This is a genomic window from Chryseobacterium sp. 22458, from assembly GCF_052044975.1.
GTDB lineage: Bacteria > Bacteroidota > Bacteroidia > Flavobacteriales > Weeksellaceae > Chryseobacterium.
In genome coordinates this window covers 458,920-473,646 of the sequence record NZ_JBQEOA010000004.1, presented here as the reverse complement: position 1 = coordinate 473,646, position 14,727 = coordinate 458,920, and the positions used below count along the sequence as shown (strand labels likewise).

The following is a 14,727-nucleotide window of genomic DNA, read 5'->3' as shown; positions in this document are numbered from 1 at the left end:
TAATAATATTTTTAATTCTCCGTTATTAATATTAATTATTAACTTTGCATCTTTAAAAAAATCATATAAACGAATGCCGAATACGATCATTATTGGCTCTGGATCTTATATTCCGAACAGAGTTATTGGTAGGGATTACTTCATGAATTCCGAGTTCTACACAGAGGATGGTGTAAAGATTGAAAAGCCTGTGGAAGAAACTATTGCGAAATTTGTAGAGATTACAGAAATCGAAAACAGGAGATTCATTGAGGACGATCTTTCCAATTCACAAATCGGGTATGAAGCCGCAAAAATTGCCCTTGAGGACGCAAAAGTAGACGGCGAAGATCTGGATTATATTATTTATGCAAGCAATTTCGGGGAAGTTACAGAAAACGGATATGCCGATTTCATGCCGACAATGGCTGCAAGAGTAAAGAATAAGCTGGGCATTAAAAACAGAAAATGTGTAACCTATGACATGATTTTCGGTTGTCCGGGATGGGTGGAAGGTATGATTTTAGCTGATAACCTGATCAAAGCTAAAGTTGCCAAAACCATTCTTGTTATCGGAGCAGAAACACTAAGCCGTGTAACGGATCCGCACGACAGAAACAGAATGATCTTTGCTGACGGTGCAGGAGCTGTAGTAGTAAAAGCAACCGATGATGAAAATGTAGGAATTATTGCTCACAACACCATCTGCGACAATGGCCCGGAATTGAATTATCTTGAAAACCAACCCTCTATCAATAAAAATGTAGATCAAAAACGTTTATATGTAAGAATGTTGGGTAGAAAAATCTACGAATACGCTCTTAAAAACGTACCGGTTGCCATTAAAGACACCATCACCGATGCAGGTCTTTCTATTCAGGATATAGACAAAATCTTAATTCACCAGGCTAACGCTAAAATGGATTACGCCATGATTGAAAGACTTCACAGGCTTTATGACGTAAAAGAGTACGATCATGCGATCTCTCCTATGACCATTCAGGACCTTGGCAACACTTCTGTAGCAACCATTCCTACAATGTATGATTTAATAATTAAAGGAAAAATGGAAGATCAAACGTTTAAGGATAAAGGTAACATTGTAATGACTTCGGTAGGTGCCGGAATGAACATCAATGCTATCGTTTACAGACTCCCTTAATAACTTATAAAAAACAGATAAAAAAGCACAAAGGAAGTCTTCTTTTGTGCTTTTTTTAAATCAGAATATGCCAAAAAATCTTTTAATCACCGCCGGTATTTTCCTGTTTCTGGAAATCTATATTTATCAGGCCATCAGAACGCTTACAGATAATTTCTGGATAAGAACCGGCTATTGGGCAGTATCTTTAATCATCTATGCAGTTTTTGCCTACGAGATCACTCATTATCAGAGAACAGACCGAAGTATGGTAAGAGCTCAGATCATGATTTCCCTGTTCCTGATATTTATTTTACCTAAAATCTTTATTGTCTTATTCTTACTGATCGACGATATTGTCCGTATTGGCGGATACCTGATCGGCTTTGCCAAACCGTCTGAGAACTTCTTCCCGGAAAGGAGAAAGTTTCTGAGCCTTGTCGGATTAGGAATGAGCGGAGTTTTATCTGCCCTTTTCATTGATGGGATCACTTTCGGGAAATACCGCCACAAAGTAAGAAGGGTAAAAGTAAAGTTTCCCAATCTTCCTGAAAGCTTTAAAGGCTATAAAATCATCCAGATTTCAGATGTTCACAGCGGAAGTTTTTCAGATCCGGGCAAACTGCAGCATGCCGTAGAACTTATCAACGAACAAAATCCTGACCTCGTATTGTTTACCGGAGATATGGTGAATAATGTTGCGGATGAATTCAAACCGTTTATTCCCTTATTTTCACAAATCAAGGCTAAAGACGGCAAATTTGCGGTTCTTGGAAACCACGATTATGCCGATTATGTAACCTGGGCTTCTCTTGATGCTAAAAAGAAAAACCTGGATACGCTGATCGACTATGAAAAGCAAGCCGGTTTTGACATGCTGAGAAACGAGCATAGAGTGATTGAGAAAAACGGAGAGAAATTATATATTCTGGGCGTTGAAAACTGGGGACTAAAACCTTTCCCTCAATTCGGAAGAATTGATGACGCATTAAAAGGCGTACCTGAATCTGCCACAAAGATTTTAATGAGCCATGACCCTACCCACTTTGATTATGTGGTAAAAAAACACCCAGGAAACATCCATTTAACACTTTCAGGACACACCCATGGAATGCAGTTCGGGCTGGATCTTAAAAATGTAAAATGGTCACCGGTTCAATACCGTTACCCGAAATGGGCAGATTTATACGAAAGCGAAGGAAAACTATTGTACGTCAACAGAGGGTTTGGAGTACTGGGATATCCGGGAAGAGTCGGTGTATTACCGGAGATTACACTTTTTGAATTGAGCTAGTTTAAGGTTTAAAACAAAATCAGATATGTTACAGGAAGAACAACTATAGCGCCACACCTGTTACCTAACACCTGCAACCTAAAAAATATAATCTTTCATACGGGAAGTAGCCATATCTTTCTCGTTGATAAAAGTAAGGAGGGCATCTAATTTGTCCTCCATTTTTTTACCCGAAAACAAGCTTCGGTAAAAAGGAACATCAAATCGGTATTTTTTAAAATCCGTAAACTGCCATGAGTTGAGATAGATCAGGACAAATTCTTCATTTTGCAGCGTCTCTACAACCATACTTTGATAATACTTCATCGGCAGGATCTGAAACACAAAGTCATTATACGGCAGCTGACTGTATGGGGAAATGCTTTCCGGCACAATACTCAGTCCATCCTCTTCGGTAATTTCAGTATCCCTTTTCAGACGCTTGAATGGAAAAAGAATGTTCGCATTGTCAATATTGGAAACATAATTAAATTCCATCATCTTCAATTCTTCCTGTGGAACTTTTACATCTTTCTGACGAATTCCCCGGATCTGTTTTTCCAGAAGATCCTGGATGTTCTTTTTGGCATTTTCAATTTCATCCGGTTTTGAACATTTATTATAAAAAGCAATTTCATGCCCTTTGGATGAAATTGCTTTTATAAGATTCTGCAGTTTTTCAGTGAATGAAACCTCAACAAAAAAACTGGCTTTAATATCATGAATATCTAAAACCCTGAGAATTGCTCTGGTGTTATCTTCTGCAATTTTCAGCCTTTCTTCATCAGTAATCTGAAAGCCTTTTTTTACTTCAGCCTCAATATTCACGATGTTAAAAGTTAATAATATCATTTAAATTAAATTTTAGATAATAAATATAATATATTAAAAATCAGATGTTAAAACAATACTTAATTAAAGCATCACTTTACACTACTAATCCTTAGCTAATTTTACTTTAAGATTCTTGATCATATCTTTTGTCATTTCAGAAATTCCGAAATCGTAAGACAGTCCCCAATCTTTTTTAGCTACAGAATCATCAATGGAAGCCGGCCATGAATCAGCAATCGCCTGTCTGAAATCTGGATTGTAATCGATGGTAAAATCCGGGATTTCTTTCTTGATTTCTTCAGCCAATTCTTTTGGAGTAAATGACATGCCACCCAAATTGTAAGAAGAACGAACGGTAAGACTTTCTTTCGGAGCTTCCATTAATTTTAAAGTTGCATTGATCGCATCATCCATATACAACATCGGCATTCCTGTATTTTCAGAAATGAAACTTGTATACTTTCCTTCTTCAATTGCTTTGTAGAAAATCTCAACTGCATAATCGGTAGTTCCACCTCCAGCCGGTGTCTTCCAGGAGATCAACCCAGGATACCTGATACTTCTTACGTCTACTCCATGCTTATCGAAATAGTATTCACACCACTTCTCCCCTGCCATTTTAGAGATTCCGTAAACAGTTGTAGGATTCAAGACCACATCCTGTCCTACATCATGCTTTGGAATTCCTTTTCCAAATACAGCGATAGAACTAGGCCAGAAAATCTTTTTAATAAGCCCCTCTTTCGCCATTTCACAAAAGTGAAGCAGAGGCTCTAGATTTAATTTCCATGCGAAAATAGGCTGCTTTTCTGAAGTTCCGGATAAAAGTGAAGCCAGATGATACACTGTAGTAATATCGTAATCTTTGATCACCTGTCTTACTAATTGCGTATTAGTAACATCCATTCTTTCGTAATGTCCGGCAGAAGTAATGCCTTCCTGCCATCTGTCTAAACCTGAAGCGACCACATTTTCCGCTCCATGCATTTCAACAAGTCTGTTGGTAAGTTCGGTGCCGATCTGTCCCAGCGCACCTGTAATCAGTATTCTTTCCGTATAGGATTCCATTTTTGAGATTTTTTTAGAATTGTACAAAAGTAAAAAAATCATGCTTATCAAAATAGAAAAGGTGGATTTAAAAATAGATCAGGAGATTTATATAAAGTTGTTCTTATTATTTTTTTTGTTAATGGTCTCATTTCAATTATAGTTAATAAAAATAGATATCAACGATATATACGATCATCAACAATAATATATATAAAAATTCAATAATTTTGTAGTAAAGAAACAATCATATGAAGAAGATTTTAATCGTTTCGGTACTGCTAGCAGGGCAATTGAGCTGGGCTCAGTTCAAAGATTTCAATATCGTAAAGGAAGTACAGGTCAAAAATAAAGGTGTAGTGGTATCTGCCCATCCCTTAGCCAGTGAGGCGGGGGCGAAAATTATGAGAATGGGCGGAAATGCCTATGATGCAGTCACTGCCACACAATACGCTCTGGCAGTAGTATACCCTCAGGCCGGAAATATCGGCGGGGGCGGATTTTTGGTAGGGGTAAAAAACAATGGTGAAAAGTTTACTCTTGACTACCGGGAGACAGCTCCTAAAAAAGCTTCAAGAGATATGTATCTTGATAAAAAAGGAAAAGCAGATACGGATCTGTCCCAAAACGGACGACTGGCAGTAGGTATTCCCGGAAGTGTAGCCGGCTTTTTTGCTACCCTGAAATATTGTAAACTTCCTATGGAAAAAATCATCCAGCCTGCTATTGATCTGGCAGAGCAGGGATTTGCCATCACAGACAAGGAAGCGGATATGCTCAACAGCCAACGGGAAAAGTTCCAGAAGCATAATAAATCTTCTATTATTTTTGTCAAAGACACTCCATGGAAAGCAGGTGATATCTTAGTTCAGAAAGATCTGGCAGAAACTTTAAAACTGATTCAGAAATCAGGAGCCAAGGGTTTTTATGAAGGAAAAACAGCTGATCTGCTGGTTGCTGAAATGAAAAGAGGTAACGGAATCATCACCCTGGAAGACCTCAAAAATTATAAAGTGGCGGAAAGAAAAGCTTTGGAATTTGATTACAAAGGAAACAATGTAGTTTCTATGCCTTTGCCATCCAGTGGCGGACTTCTTCTGGCTCAGATGCTCAGAATGGCAAGCTTTGAAAATCTTGAAAAATATCAGCAGAATTCAACAAAAGCGGTTCAGGTCATGACGGAAGCAGAGCGAAGAGCTTTTGCAGACCGTGCAGAATATATGGGTGACCCGGACTTCATTCAGGATAAAACATCTTATCTCATTTCTGATAAATACCTGAAAAACAGATGGAAAAGCTTCAGTTTTGACAAGGCAACTCCAAGTGCGGAAGTTGGGAAAATCATTGAGCAACCTAAGGAATCTACACAGACTACCCATATTTCCGTACTCGATAAAGATGGTAATGCAGCTTCTGTAACAACTACCCTTAACGGCTATTACGGAAGTAAAGTTTTAGTTTCCGGAGCGGGATTCTTTTTAAATAATGAAATGGATGATTTCTCCATTAAACCGGGAGTCCCCAATATGTTTGGCGCTGTGGGCGGAGAAGCCAATGCCATCCAGCCTAATAAAAGAATGCTTTCTTCCATGACTCCAACAATCCTACTGAAGAACGGCAAGCCTTATATGGTTGTGGGCACTCCCGGAGGAACTACGATCCCTACTTCCGTTTATCAGTCTATTGTGAATGTTGTGGATTTTAAACTGAATGCCAATATGTCGGTAAATGCACCAAAATTTCATCACCAATGGCTTCCGGAAACGATCAGTGTAGAAAATAATTTCCCTGAAAGTACGATTGCCGAACTGAAAAGCAAAAATTATGTTATTGAAAAGACAAAATACATCGGAAAAACAGAGATGATTATCATTGATGACAAAGGAAATATTCACGCTGTAGCAGACGGTCGTGGAGATGACTCTGTAGCTACCGAATAACTGAAGACCCAATTTATTATAAAAGACCGGATTTAAATATTCCGGTCTTTTTTATGATTAGACTTTTCTGAATAAAACTAAGGAAAAATACAGCATTAGCTTTCTCATTTTCAAAAAAAGCATGACTTCTGTCATGTTTTTAGGAAAATTTCATAATTTCGAGCTTTCAAAAAACATTGCATTGAAAGCAAAAAAAATCTACAATCAGCTTTATTTTCAAGTGATTATTGCTATAGTTGCCGGTATTCTTCTTGGAAAATTTTACCCTGAACTGGGAGAGAAAATGAAACCTTTGGGGGATGGGTTTATCAAACTGGTCAAAATGATTATCGCTCCGGTTATCTTCATCACCCTTACCTTAGGGATCGCCCATATGACAGATCTGAAAAAAGTAGGGAGAATTGCCGTAAAAGCAATGATCTATTTTTTCACATTTTCAACGCTGGCCCTTATTATCGGCTTATTCGTAGGAAATATTCTTCAACCCGGCCATGGTCTGAATATAGATCCTGCCAGTCTTTCAGGTGATGTTTCGCAATATCAGGAAAAGGCTCATGAATCTACACTTACGGGTTTTATTATGAATATCATCCCGGAAACTTTATTCAGTCCTTTGGTGGGTGATAATATACTTCAGGTTCTTTTGGTGGCTATTTTAATGGGAGTGGCTTTGGTTTTAACAAAAGAAAAAAGCCAGAAAGTAACTGATTTTCTTCAGGATCTGTCAACCCCTGTATTCAAGATTGTTCATATGCTTATGAAGCTTGCGCCTATAGGAGCTTTTGGAGCAATGGCTTTTACGATCGGAAAATACGGGCTTCATTCTGTACTGAATCTTCTTTTTCTGGTGGCTACATTTTATATTACCTCTATCCTTTTTGTGGTGATTATCCTGGGTGCAGTGGCATGGTATAACGGTTTTAATATTTTTAAACTTCTTTTTTACCTTAAAGAAGAGCTGCTCCTTGTCTTAGGAACCAGTTCGTCAGAATCCGCCCTGCCGGGAATCATGGAAAAAATGGAAAAAGCAGGCTGTTCAAGGGCAATCGTAGGACTTGTAGTACCTACCGGATATTCCTTCAATCTCGACGGGACCAATATTTATATGACTCTGGCATCACTTTTTATTGCACAGGCTTTAAATATTCACCTCCCTATTGAAAAACAGCTGATGCTTCTTCTGGTGGCGATGTTGAGTTCAAAAGGAGCCGCAGGCGTTACCGGAGCCGGATTTGTAACCCTCGCAGCAACCTTAGCCGTAGTTCCGGAAATTCCGATTGCAGGCATGACCCTGATTCTGGGGATCGATAAATTTATGAGTGAATGCAGGGCTCTTACCAATGTAATAGGTAACTCTGTAGCAACAGTAGTGGTAGCAAACTGGGAAAAACAGCTTGATAAAGAACAGTTTCACTATTGCCTGAATCATCCTGCTGAAATTGAGAAGAAACTGGAGGTTTAATAAAATTAAGTACAAGTTATGAAAATAAAAAACCGGAGTTTATAAAAATAAGCTCCGGTTTTTCTTAATAGTTTAATGAAATGAAGATTTATCGTTTTTCTATTTTTTTCATCACTTTGTTTTTGCTGTCTGATATCACAATAAAGTAAATTCCTCTTGGTAAATCTGATATATTGTAAGATTCTTTGGCTGCCTCAAAAGTTTTCACACTTTTTCCGGTCATATCAACAATTTCAATGCTTGTATTTTTACCGTAAGTTTTTGGCATATTTAATTTGAATGAATCTGCTACAGGGTTAGGATAAACCAACAGATCATCATTTTTAAGTTTATCTTCAGACACACCTAAGGTTGTTGCTGTAACACTTATATCATCGATTCTCCATTGTGCACCATCGTTCCCGATATAATTAAAGGCTATTTTAACATTGGCCTGCCCTATCAGAGATGTTAAAGGAATTGTTATATTGTAGGTGGCAAACCCTGCCGGTGTGGGAACCGTGATGTCACTTTCACTCCAGATCTGCGTCCATGTTGCACCGTTGTTCGTAGAAACCTTTACTACTGTATCATAGTTATTATTAGGTGTGATAGACCAATAGGGATTGAAATTTGATTTAAAGGTCAAAACAGGATTTGACACATTGGTCAGGTTAAGAGATGGAGAGATCAGTTTTTCATCCTGAGCCACAAGGTTTGGATCATAGGCCACTCCAGCGGATTTTGTCCCTGAAATACCGGTAGTTGATGCCCAGGTAAAAGCGGTGTTGGTAGATTGAACCGTCCATCCGGTAGGCGGAAATGTTGCAGATTCAAAATTTTCGGTCAGAAGCTGGCTTTTTATCATAATACCCATAAAAAGCACAAGAATAAAGTAATATTTTTTCATAGGAAATGTTTTATTAATAAAAATATCATCATTTCACAACAAAAACAAAGTAAATAGAAATAATCAATAAATATTTGTCGATTTAATTAAATAAAAAACAGTAAAATATGTCAATTTATTAATATATTAACATTCAGTACCATTCGCAAATGTATTATTAATAGCTGTTATTGCATATTAACCCTTAAATTTTATCCCTAAAAAGAGAATAAACATCATTGATAAAATCAACAATTACTAACTGAATATCAATCATTTATTTTCAATATATGGAAAATTTACGTTAAAAAAATAAACCTTACAGGCCTAAAAATCCCATAAGGTTGTACAATTATTTTAAAAAGGTAATTTCTCTGGTCTTTTTTGACTGTAAAAACGTTATATCAATATATTTAAACTTGAAGGCTGTACCTTGACATGCACCGGGGACTGAATTTTATTAAACTCCCCATCCAGATGCCAGTTTTTAGTATTGACTTTGAATGAAATCTCGGAAACCGGAAGGTAAGTAACATATTCATCATCTTTCAGACGCTTGGTAAACATTCTGAAAGCAAAAAGTGCTGAGTAAGTTAGCGGAAATTTTTTCACCAGAACCATATCTACCAATCCATCGCTTTTACTTGCCTGGGGAGCAATATAAGCGTTGTTACCAAACTGGCGGGTATTGGCGATATTCAGCATCAGGTACCTGCCGTTATACTGCTGGTATTTTTCATCAAAGAACTTTACTTTGATCGGTTTATAGTTGAAGAAGGTCTTCAGTGAGACTTTGATATAGTTTTTGAATCCCCTGCTTGTTTTTTCAAACTCTTTAACCACTTTGCCATCAAAACCTGTTCCTGAAACATTGATAGAAAGCCTGTCATTGACAGTAAAAGTATCAATCTTCCTTGAATTCTTCGCTTTTATTTTGTTTAAAAGCTCGTCAAGGTTTTTACTGAAACGGGTTTCATTGGAGAATCCGTTTCCTGAACCTGCCGGGAAAATAGCCAGAATTTTATCGGTATTGATCAGATTTTTAGCCACAGTAGAAATTGTTCCGTCTCCCCCAATAGCCACAAAGATATCCACTTGCTCAAAATGGGTCTGAATAAACTCATCTGTTCCCGGGATCGATTCGGAAACATAATACAGCGGATTCTCAACCTTTGTTTTAAGCTCATTCAGAAACGGCTGATAATTTTTTTTGGCTGAAAAGGGATTGATAATAAAAGCTACTTTGTTCATCACCGCAAAAATAGAAAATGCTTCCTGAACTGGAAGCATTAATTTACTTAATTTTCATTCTTTCTTTAAATTCTGCATTTAATGTACCTTTCAGGTCGTCCCAGGAAACAGGTATTGTAATATCTCCGGCGGCAAAGGCAGCAATTTCATAGGGGCTGTAATGGAAATACAGGTTTTTGTCATCAAAATAAAAATTATCTGAAGCGGGAATTTTATCCACCAGCAGCATTTCAGAGTTTTTCACGGCTCCGTCACCATCCATTGTTCCGCTGTTAATGGTATTGATATTCTTCATCAGAATGGCTTCAATTTTATTTTCAGGCATTGAAGTGATGTCTTTCAGCTCAAGTCTTTTGCTGTTTTTAAGATCAAAAATTCTTTCTGAAAATCCGTAATTATCATGCGCTCCGCCTTCATATCCGCTTCCCGTATATTGAATATGCATATATCCGTTGATATTAGACATCAAATTCATATGGGAACTCGAATACCATTCCTGAGCATAGGTAATATCTGAAACCCAATCTTTATTGTCTTCTTTTACAGAGTTGAAATAATCAGCTTTTTCTTTATTCAGATAAGCCTGAAGTCCTGGCTTCGAGAAATCCCTGATTTTACTATGCTGGAAATAGATACTGTCCAGCAGTTTTTTATCTTTTAAAGAAGGAAAAACCAGCAGTTTTGAGGTATACCTGACTTTTAATGAATCTGTGATCCGGGTGGAATCACTTACTTTTACAGAGTCTACCACCAATTCTTCAGAAGGCTTATTTTCTGTTTTTTCTGCCACTGTACCTTGGGTTTCATTTTTTTTGCAGGCCGTAACAGCAAGAAAGGAAGACAGTGCCAAAACAGCTATTGTATTTTTCATAATTCTCATTTTTCCGGTACCAATACAAAAACCATTCAAAAAATGAATGGTTTTTAATTTTTTTGTGATTATTTTTTTTGAAATGTCAAATATTACTTCCGGATAAGGCTTATCACCTGGTTTTCAAATTTGGAAGCTACTCCCCATATTTGTTTGAATGCGGAATAATATTCTTTGGGATAATCTGCACTGCCCACTTTTGTAACAGAAGTAATCTCCAGTTTATTTCCTTTTTGCTGAACCGAATAACTGTATTCTATTTCTTTATCTTCCGTTACGATTTTTTTCTCTTTCGGCATTTCTTCGATCACAAAACCTTCCGGAATTTCAAGAGTGATCTTTTTTGTTCTTGTGGTAGGAGATCCGAAATCAATCGTATATTTTCTGGCCTCAGTCTGATCAAACTCATTGGAGTTTCTGCTTAAAAACAGCATCGGATTGATGATCATTTTCTTCCCTACCCTGTCAATCAGGTTCATGGAGGAGAAATTCATCGTACTTTCAAACTCTCCGTTTTCCAGTACTTTCGGCTGAATATCCGTAAAATCTATTGCATAATTGTCTTTATAGGCTTTCTTATATTTTTCGGCATTATCATCATAACGGTCTTTGGCCAGCATAGCAAAAGCACCGGTATCCCGGTCTGAATAGGTTCCCGAAATACTTCCGTCACTGTTAATCTTTGCTTCTGCCGCAAGGAAAGTATTGCTTGGTTTGGTATTGTTCATCTGAATAAGCTGAGCCTTGGTCTTGGTAACTAAAACGCCATATTGATTCCAGCCCTGTAAAGGAATTTCATCTATTGAAGATTGTCTGGAGGTAGCATCATAAATATGCAGGGTCCCGTCAATATCTACTGCACCCAGCACAAAATTCATTTTGGAAACATTGGGAGACGCCAGGTTCAACAGCCCGTTGTCTACGGTAGAAATAATAAGTGGATCTGCTTTAAGTCCTGCTTCACGCAACATCATGACCAGAAAAAGATTGATTTCGGCAGCATTTCCCACTTTACTTTCGAGCATTTTTCTGATTCCGTCTTCAGGATAAATTCCCCGATCTTTATTCCAGGTAAACGTTTTCTGAATGTATGAAAAAACTGCATTGGCTTTCTCGAGATCTGTTTTCATCTCCGATATTCCTGCGGGCATGTTTTCTTTAGCGAGTTTTGTTTTTTTCAGCTCGCCTCCAAAATCTTCATCCTGATAAAGTCTTTTACCAATCTGATCCCAGGAAGATGAATATAGTTTAAGCTCTCTGAAGTTTGTAGAGTTCAGTTCTGCGCTGATTTTCGTTCGGAAGTTCCTGTCATTCCTTACCCATTTTTCTGTTTTAAATCCTTTCAGGTTTTCATATCCGAATCTAAAGGTCTTGGATTGTGTTCCGTAGAGGAAACGTTCTTCAATTTCCCTGTATTTAGGAGGAACCTCACCGGTATAATTGATATTGTAAGCGATATTAAGCGGAGCATCCAGAACATATTCCGTATTCAGGGAAGGGATATCTGTTTCTATGAGCACTTCCGGTATTGAGAACAAAAAGGGAGAGGTAACCTCATACTGATACTCCAGCACTGAGCCGTTTTTCACATTGGGAAATGCAAATTTGGTTATCGTTACGTATTTACTTTCTTTGCTTTTATACTGAGAACTCTTTTCCACTTTCACAGGCACAACGTTCCCATTTTCCAGATTGTAAGTAAAAGCTTTGAATTTCCCTAATGATTCCCTGCTGGCATTATAACTGTAAAGAGGGATTTCAAGATTCATCCAGTCTTCTGCTTTATCTTTATTATAAATTTTTACCCTGTAAAAATATTTTTTGCTCAGATTTCCTGTAGAGGTATCCACCATAAAATGTACAGATTTATAAAGGATTTCAGCAGGGGCGTTTTCATCCAGTAATGATTTTGCCTTAGACAGGTCCGCATCATTAAATTTAGGGGGATTCAGAAACTGATATTTCTGTGCACTGACCAGTATGGCATTCGCAGAGCAAAAGACCAATACCATTATTTTTTTCATCATTATATTTTCGTAATTAAAATTTTCGAATTATCCATATTCATAATCTTCTTTCTGAAGTTTACATAGTCGTTATATTTATCTTTGGGATAAATTCCTTTATTGATCAGTATTTTCCGTATTACTTTTATCTGATCATTATCTTTTACAAAGCTTAATGTATAGTTTCCAAATTCGGAACTGATATTGGAATCTCCGGGTATTTCATCAATTTTGTATCCCTTAGGAAGAATGAAAGCAATATCATGATCGTCCTGATAAGACTGCCAGATCTCAAAAGGCAGCTCACGGCTTTCATCCGTTTTATAGACTTCGTTTTCCAAAATAGGAACGGCTCTGAACAAAATGCTGCTTCCTGCTTTTTTAGAAAAATTATTGGTCTTGAAGTCTAAATCATAAGTGATCACAGCTTTATTCCTGTCATTATTAAAATTTTTCACTTCAATTTTTTCAAAATTCAAGACATTGAATCTGTTTTTTATGGCATCATTTTTTTCTTTAGGATCAAGATTTACAAACCTTAAATTGGTATCATACTGATTTCCTGTATACAAGAAATTTCCTTCTCCTGTGATGCTGTTATCTTCATTAATATTGATTTTCAGTATCTGTTTTTCCCTGTTCTCTTCCGCTTTATATGTAGGAGTATTAACGAGCTCAATTCCTTTCGGGGTCATTGCCAATACGTTTCTATCCGTTGTATGATAACTTAAGTGATTGAAAGCTGTTTGCTGGGAAGTATTCTCAAGCCATATATTTCCTTTTTCTGTAGGAACCATCAGAATAGCATGATTCCCTCCCATTGAAGGAAAGTCAGGATCGAAGGAAACGGATGAAGTATTGGAATTTATCACACAATAAGTGGAAGGAATACCTGCCTCATTCAAAAGTACTTTCATGTAATTGGTAAGTCCTTTACAGTCACCATACCCTTTTTTGTGAACTTCATCAGGCTGCATAGGAAGCCACCCTCCGATTCCTAACCCTACGTAGATATAACGGGTCTTCGACTGCATGTACTGGTAAAGTTTTCTGACTTTGTCTTCTGTAGATCCTTCCAGTTTTAAGGCAGCCACTTCAGCTCTAATGGCAGGAGTAGAGGCAGCAACAGGTTCTATGAGATTGGTATAACACCAGGCTCCGAAATCTTTCCAGTTATTCAACGATCCTTTTTTTCCTGCTAAGTTAAACTGTGCCAGGGAAAAGTCTACTTTAGGTAATATTTTCACCGGATCCGGCGTCAATAAAGCATTTTCAATAGCCGGAACATTTTTAAAGGTATATGTTTTTTCAGCTCCGTTACCGCTTTCTATTACCGACGCATAATTATATTTTGAAGGATAGCTTTTAGTTCTAAGTTCAATTCCTGATTTATTTATGATTTTAAACTGACCTTCTTCCAAAGAGGTATTGGTAGAAGAAAACGGTTCAAAATCCGGAATAAAAATGGTATTTTCATCTGTAAGCTCGTATGAGAAATCTACTGTGTAAGGATAGTGAGCAGAAGTATAAGGAAATACCAGAACTCTATTGTCTGAATAAAATACACCATTCGAATTATTCGCAAAATCCCTGAAATCAGACCTTGAAAAGCTCTTTACTTTTTTGCCGGCTTCATCATAAATGGTCACCTTTACATTTGAAATCCCATCTCCTTTCTGATAGGGGATATAGATTGCCGCTTTAGAATCTCCATCTTTATTCAGGACGGTAGTTACTTTATTGTACTGGTATACGATTTCATCTATTTTATTGATCTGAGCTGTTGTAAAGTTTTTCCTGATAACTGCATCAGCATTTTTCTTTAAATTTTCAGGAATTGCAGAAGCAGGATAGCTTTGTGCAAAATATACAGAGGCTGTAGACAGGGCCCCTAAAATTAAAAATTTCATCATAATTGTTATTTTTTCAAGTCCGCATCGTTAAATTCAGGTATAGAAAGAAATTGATGCTGCTGCGCAAAAAACATATTGGCAGCAAGGCAGCTCACTGTCAAAGTGATCTTAGAATTGATTTTCATCGGTTTTTTTATTATCA

General features: G+C 37.2%; 11 protein-coding genes. 4 read left to right on the top strand and 7 right to left on the bottom strand.

Features of this window, described 5'->3' with window-relative positions; translation table 11 throughout:
- Positions 1-73: 73 nt before the first annotated feature.
- Entirely contained in the window at positions 74-1,141 is a 1,068-nt protein-coding gene (locus ACTJJF_RS16450) for a 3-oxoacyl-ACP synthase III family protein (RefSeq protein WP_440700334.1), read from the top strand.
- A gap of 67 nt (positions 1,142-1,208) precedes the next feature.
- Positions 1,209-2,414, top strand: coding sequence for a metallophosphoesterase (locus ACTJJF_RS16445; RefSeq protein ID WP_440700333.1), 1,206 nt, complete (start codon positions 1,209-1,211; stop codon positions 2,412-2,414).
- A gap of 78 nt (positions 2,415-2,492) precedes the next feature.
- Here ACTJJF_RS16445 and ACTJJF_RS16440 read toward each other — a convergent pair whose 3' ends face one another.
- Both ACTJJF_RS16440 and ACTJJF_RS16435 read right to left on the bottom strand, forming a co-directional pair.
- Positions 2,493-3,245, bottom strand: a complete 753-nt coding sequence (locus ACTJJF_RS16440) for a polysaccharide deacetylase family protein (protein WP_440700332.1) — start codon at positions 3,243-3,245, stop codon at positions 2,493-2,495.
- Positions 3,246-3,329: 84 nt separating this feature from the next.
- Positions 3,330-4,295 carry an NAD-dependent epimerase/dehydratase family protein gene (locus ACTJJF_RS16435; RefSeq protein ID WP_440700331.1) on the bottom strand — a complete coding sequence of 322 codons (966 nt, stop codon included), beginning with the start codon at positions 4,293-4,295 and terminating at the stop codon, positions 3,330-3,332.
- A 230-nt stretch (positions 4,296-4,525) separates the two neighbouring features.
- Here ACTJJF_RS16435 and ggt point away from each other — a divergent pair, with 230 nt between their 5' ends.
- Both ggt and ACTJJF_RS16425 read left to right on the top strand, forming a co-directional pair.
- Positions 4,526-6,214, top strand: a complete 1,689-nt coding sequence (ggt, locus tag ACTJJF_RS16430; protein ID WP_440700330.1) for a gamma-glutamyltransferase — start codon at positions 4,526-4,528, stop codon at positions 6,212-6,214.
- Positions 6,215-6,395: 181 nt separating this feature from the next.
- Positions 6,396-7,676 (top strand): dicarboxylate/amino acid:cation symporter, encoded by a 1,281-nt coding sequence (locus ACTJJF_RS16425; protein ID WP_440700471.1) that lies wholly within the window; start codon positions 6,396-6,398, stop codon positions 7,674-7,676.
- 88 nt (positions 7,677-7,764) lie between these two features.
- Here the strand turns inward: ACTJJF_RS16425 and ACTJJF_RS16420 are convergent, their stop codons facing one another.
- The 5 genes from ACTJJF_RS16420 to ACTJJF_RS16400 form a co-directional block, all read right to left on the bottom strand.
- Positions 7,765-8,565 carry a T9SS type A sorting domain-containing protein gene (locus ACTJJF_RS16420; RefSeq protein WP_440700329.1) on the bottom strand — a complete coding sequence of 267 codons (801 nt, stop codon included), beginning with the start codon at positions 8,563-8,565 and terminating at the stop codon, positions 7,765-7,767.
- A gap of 378 nt (positions 8,566-8,943) precedes the next feature.
- Positions 8,944-9,834: a diacylglycerol/lipid kinase family protein gene (locus tag ACTJJF_RS16415; RefSeq protein WP_440700328.1), complete on the bottom strand. Its 891-nt coding sequence runs from the start codon at positions 9,832-9,834 to the stop codon at positions 8,944-8,946.
- A 4-nt stretch (positions 9,835-9,838) separates the two neighbouring features.
- Positions 9,839-10,666: an RsiV family protein gene (locus tag ACTJJF_RS16410; RefSeq protein WP_440700327.1), complete on the bottom strand. Its 828-nt coding sequence runs from the start codon at positions 10,664-10,666 to the stop codon at positions 9,839-9,841.
- Positions 10,667-10,758: 92 nt separating this feature from the next.
- On the bottom strand, positions 10,759-12,693 hold the full coding sequence (locus tag ACTJJF_RS16405; RefSeq protein ID WP_440700326.1) for a transglutaminase domain-containing protein: 1,935 nt from the start codon (positions 12,691-12,693) through the stop codon (positions 10,759-10,761).
- Entirely contained in the window at positions 12,693-14,585 is a 1,893-nt protein-coding gene (locus ACTJJF_RS16400; protein WP_440700325.1) for a DUF3857 domain-containing protein, read from the bottom strand. The genes ACTJJF_RS16405 and ACTJJF_RS16400 overlap by 1 nt, the downstream gene beginning before the upstream one ends.
- Positions 14,586-14,727: the final 142 nt, after the last annotated feature.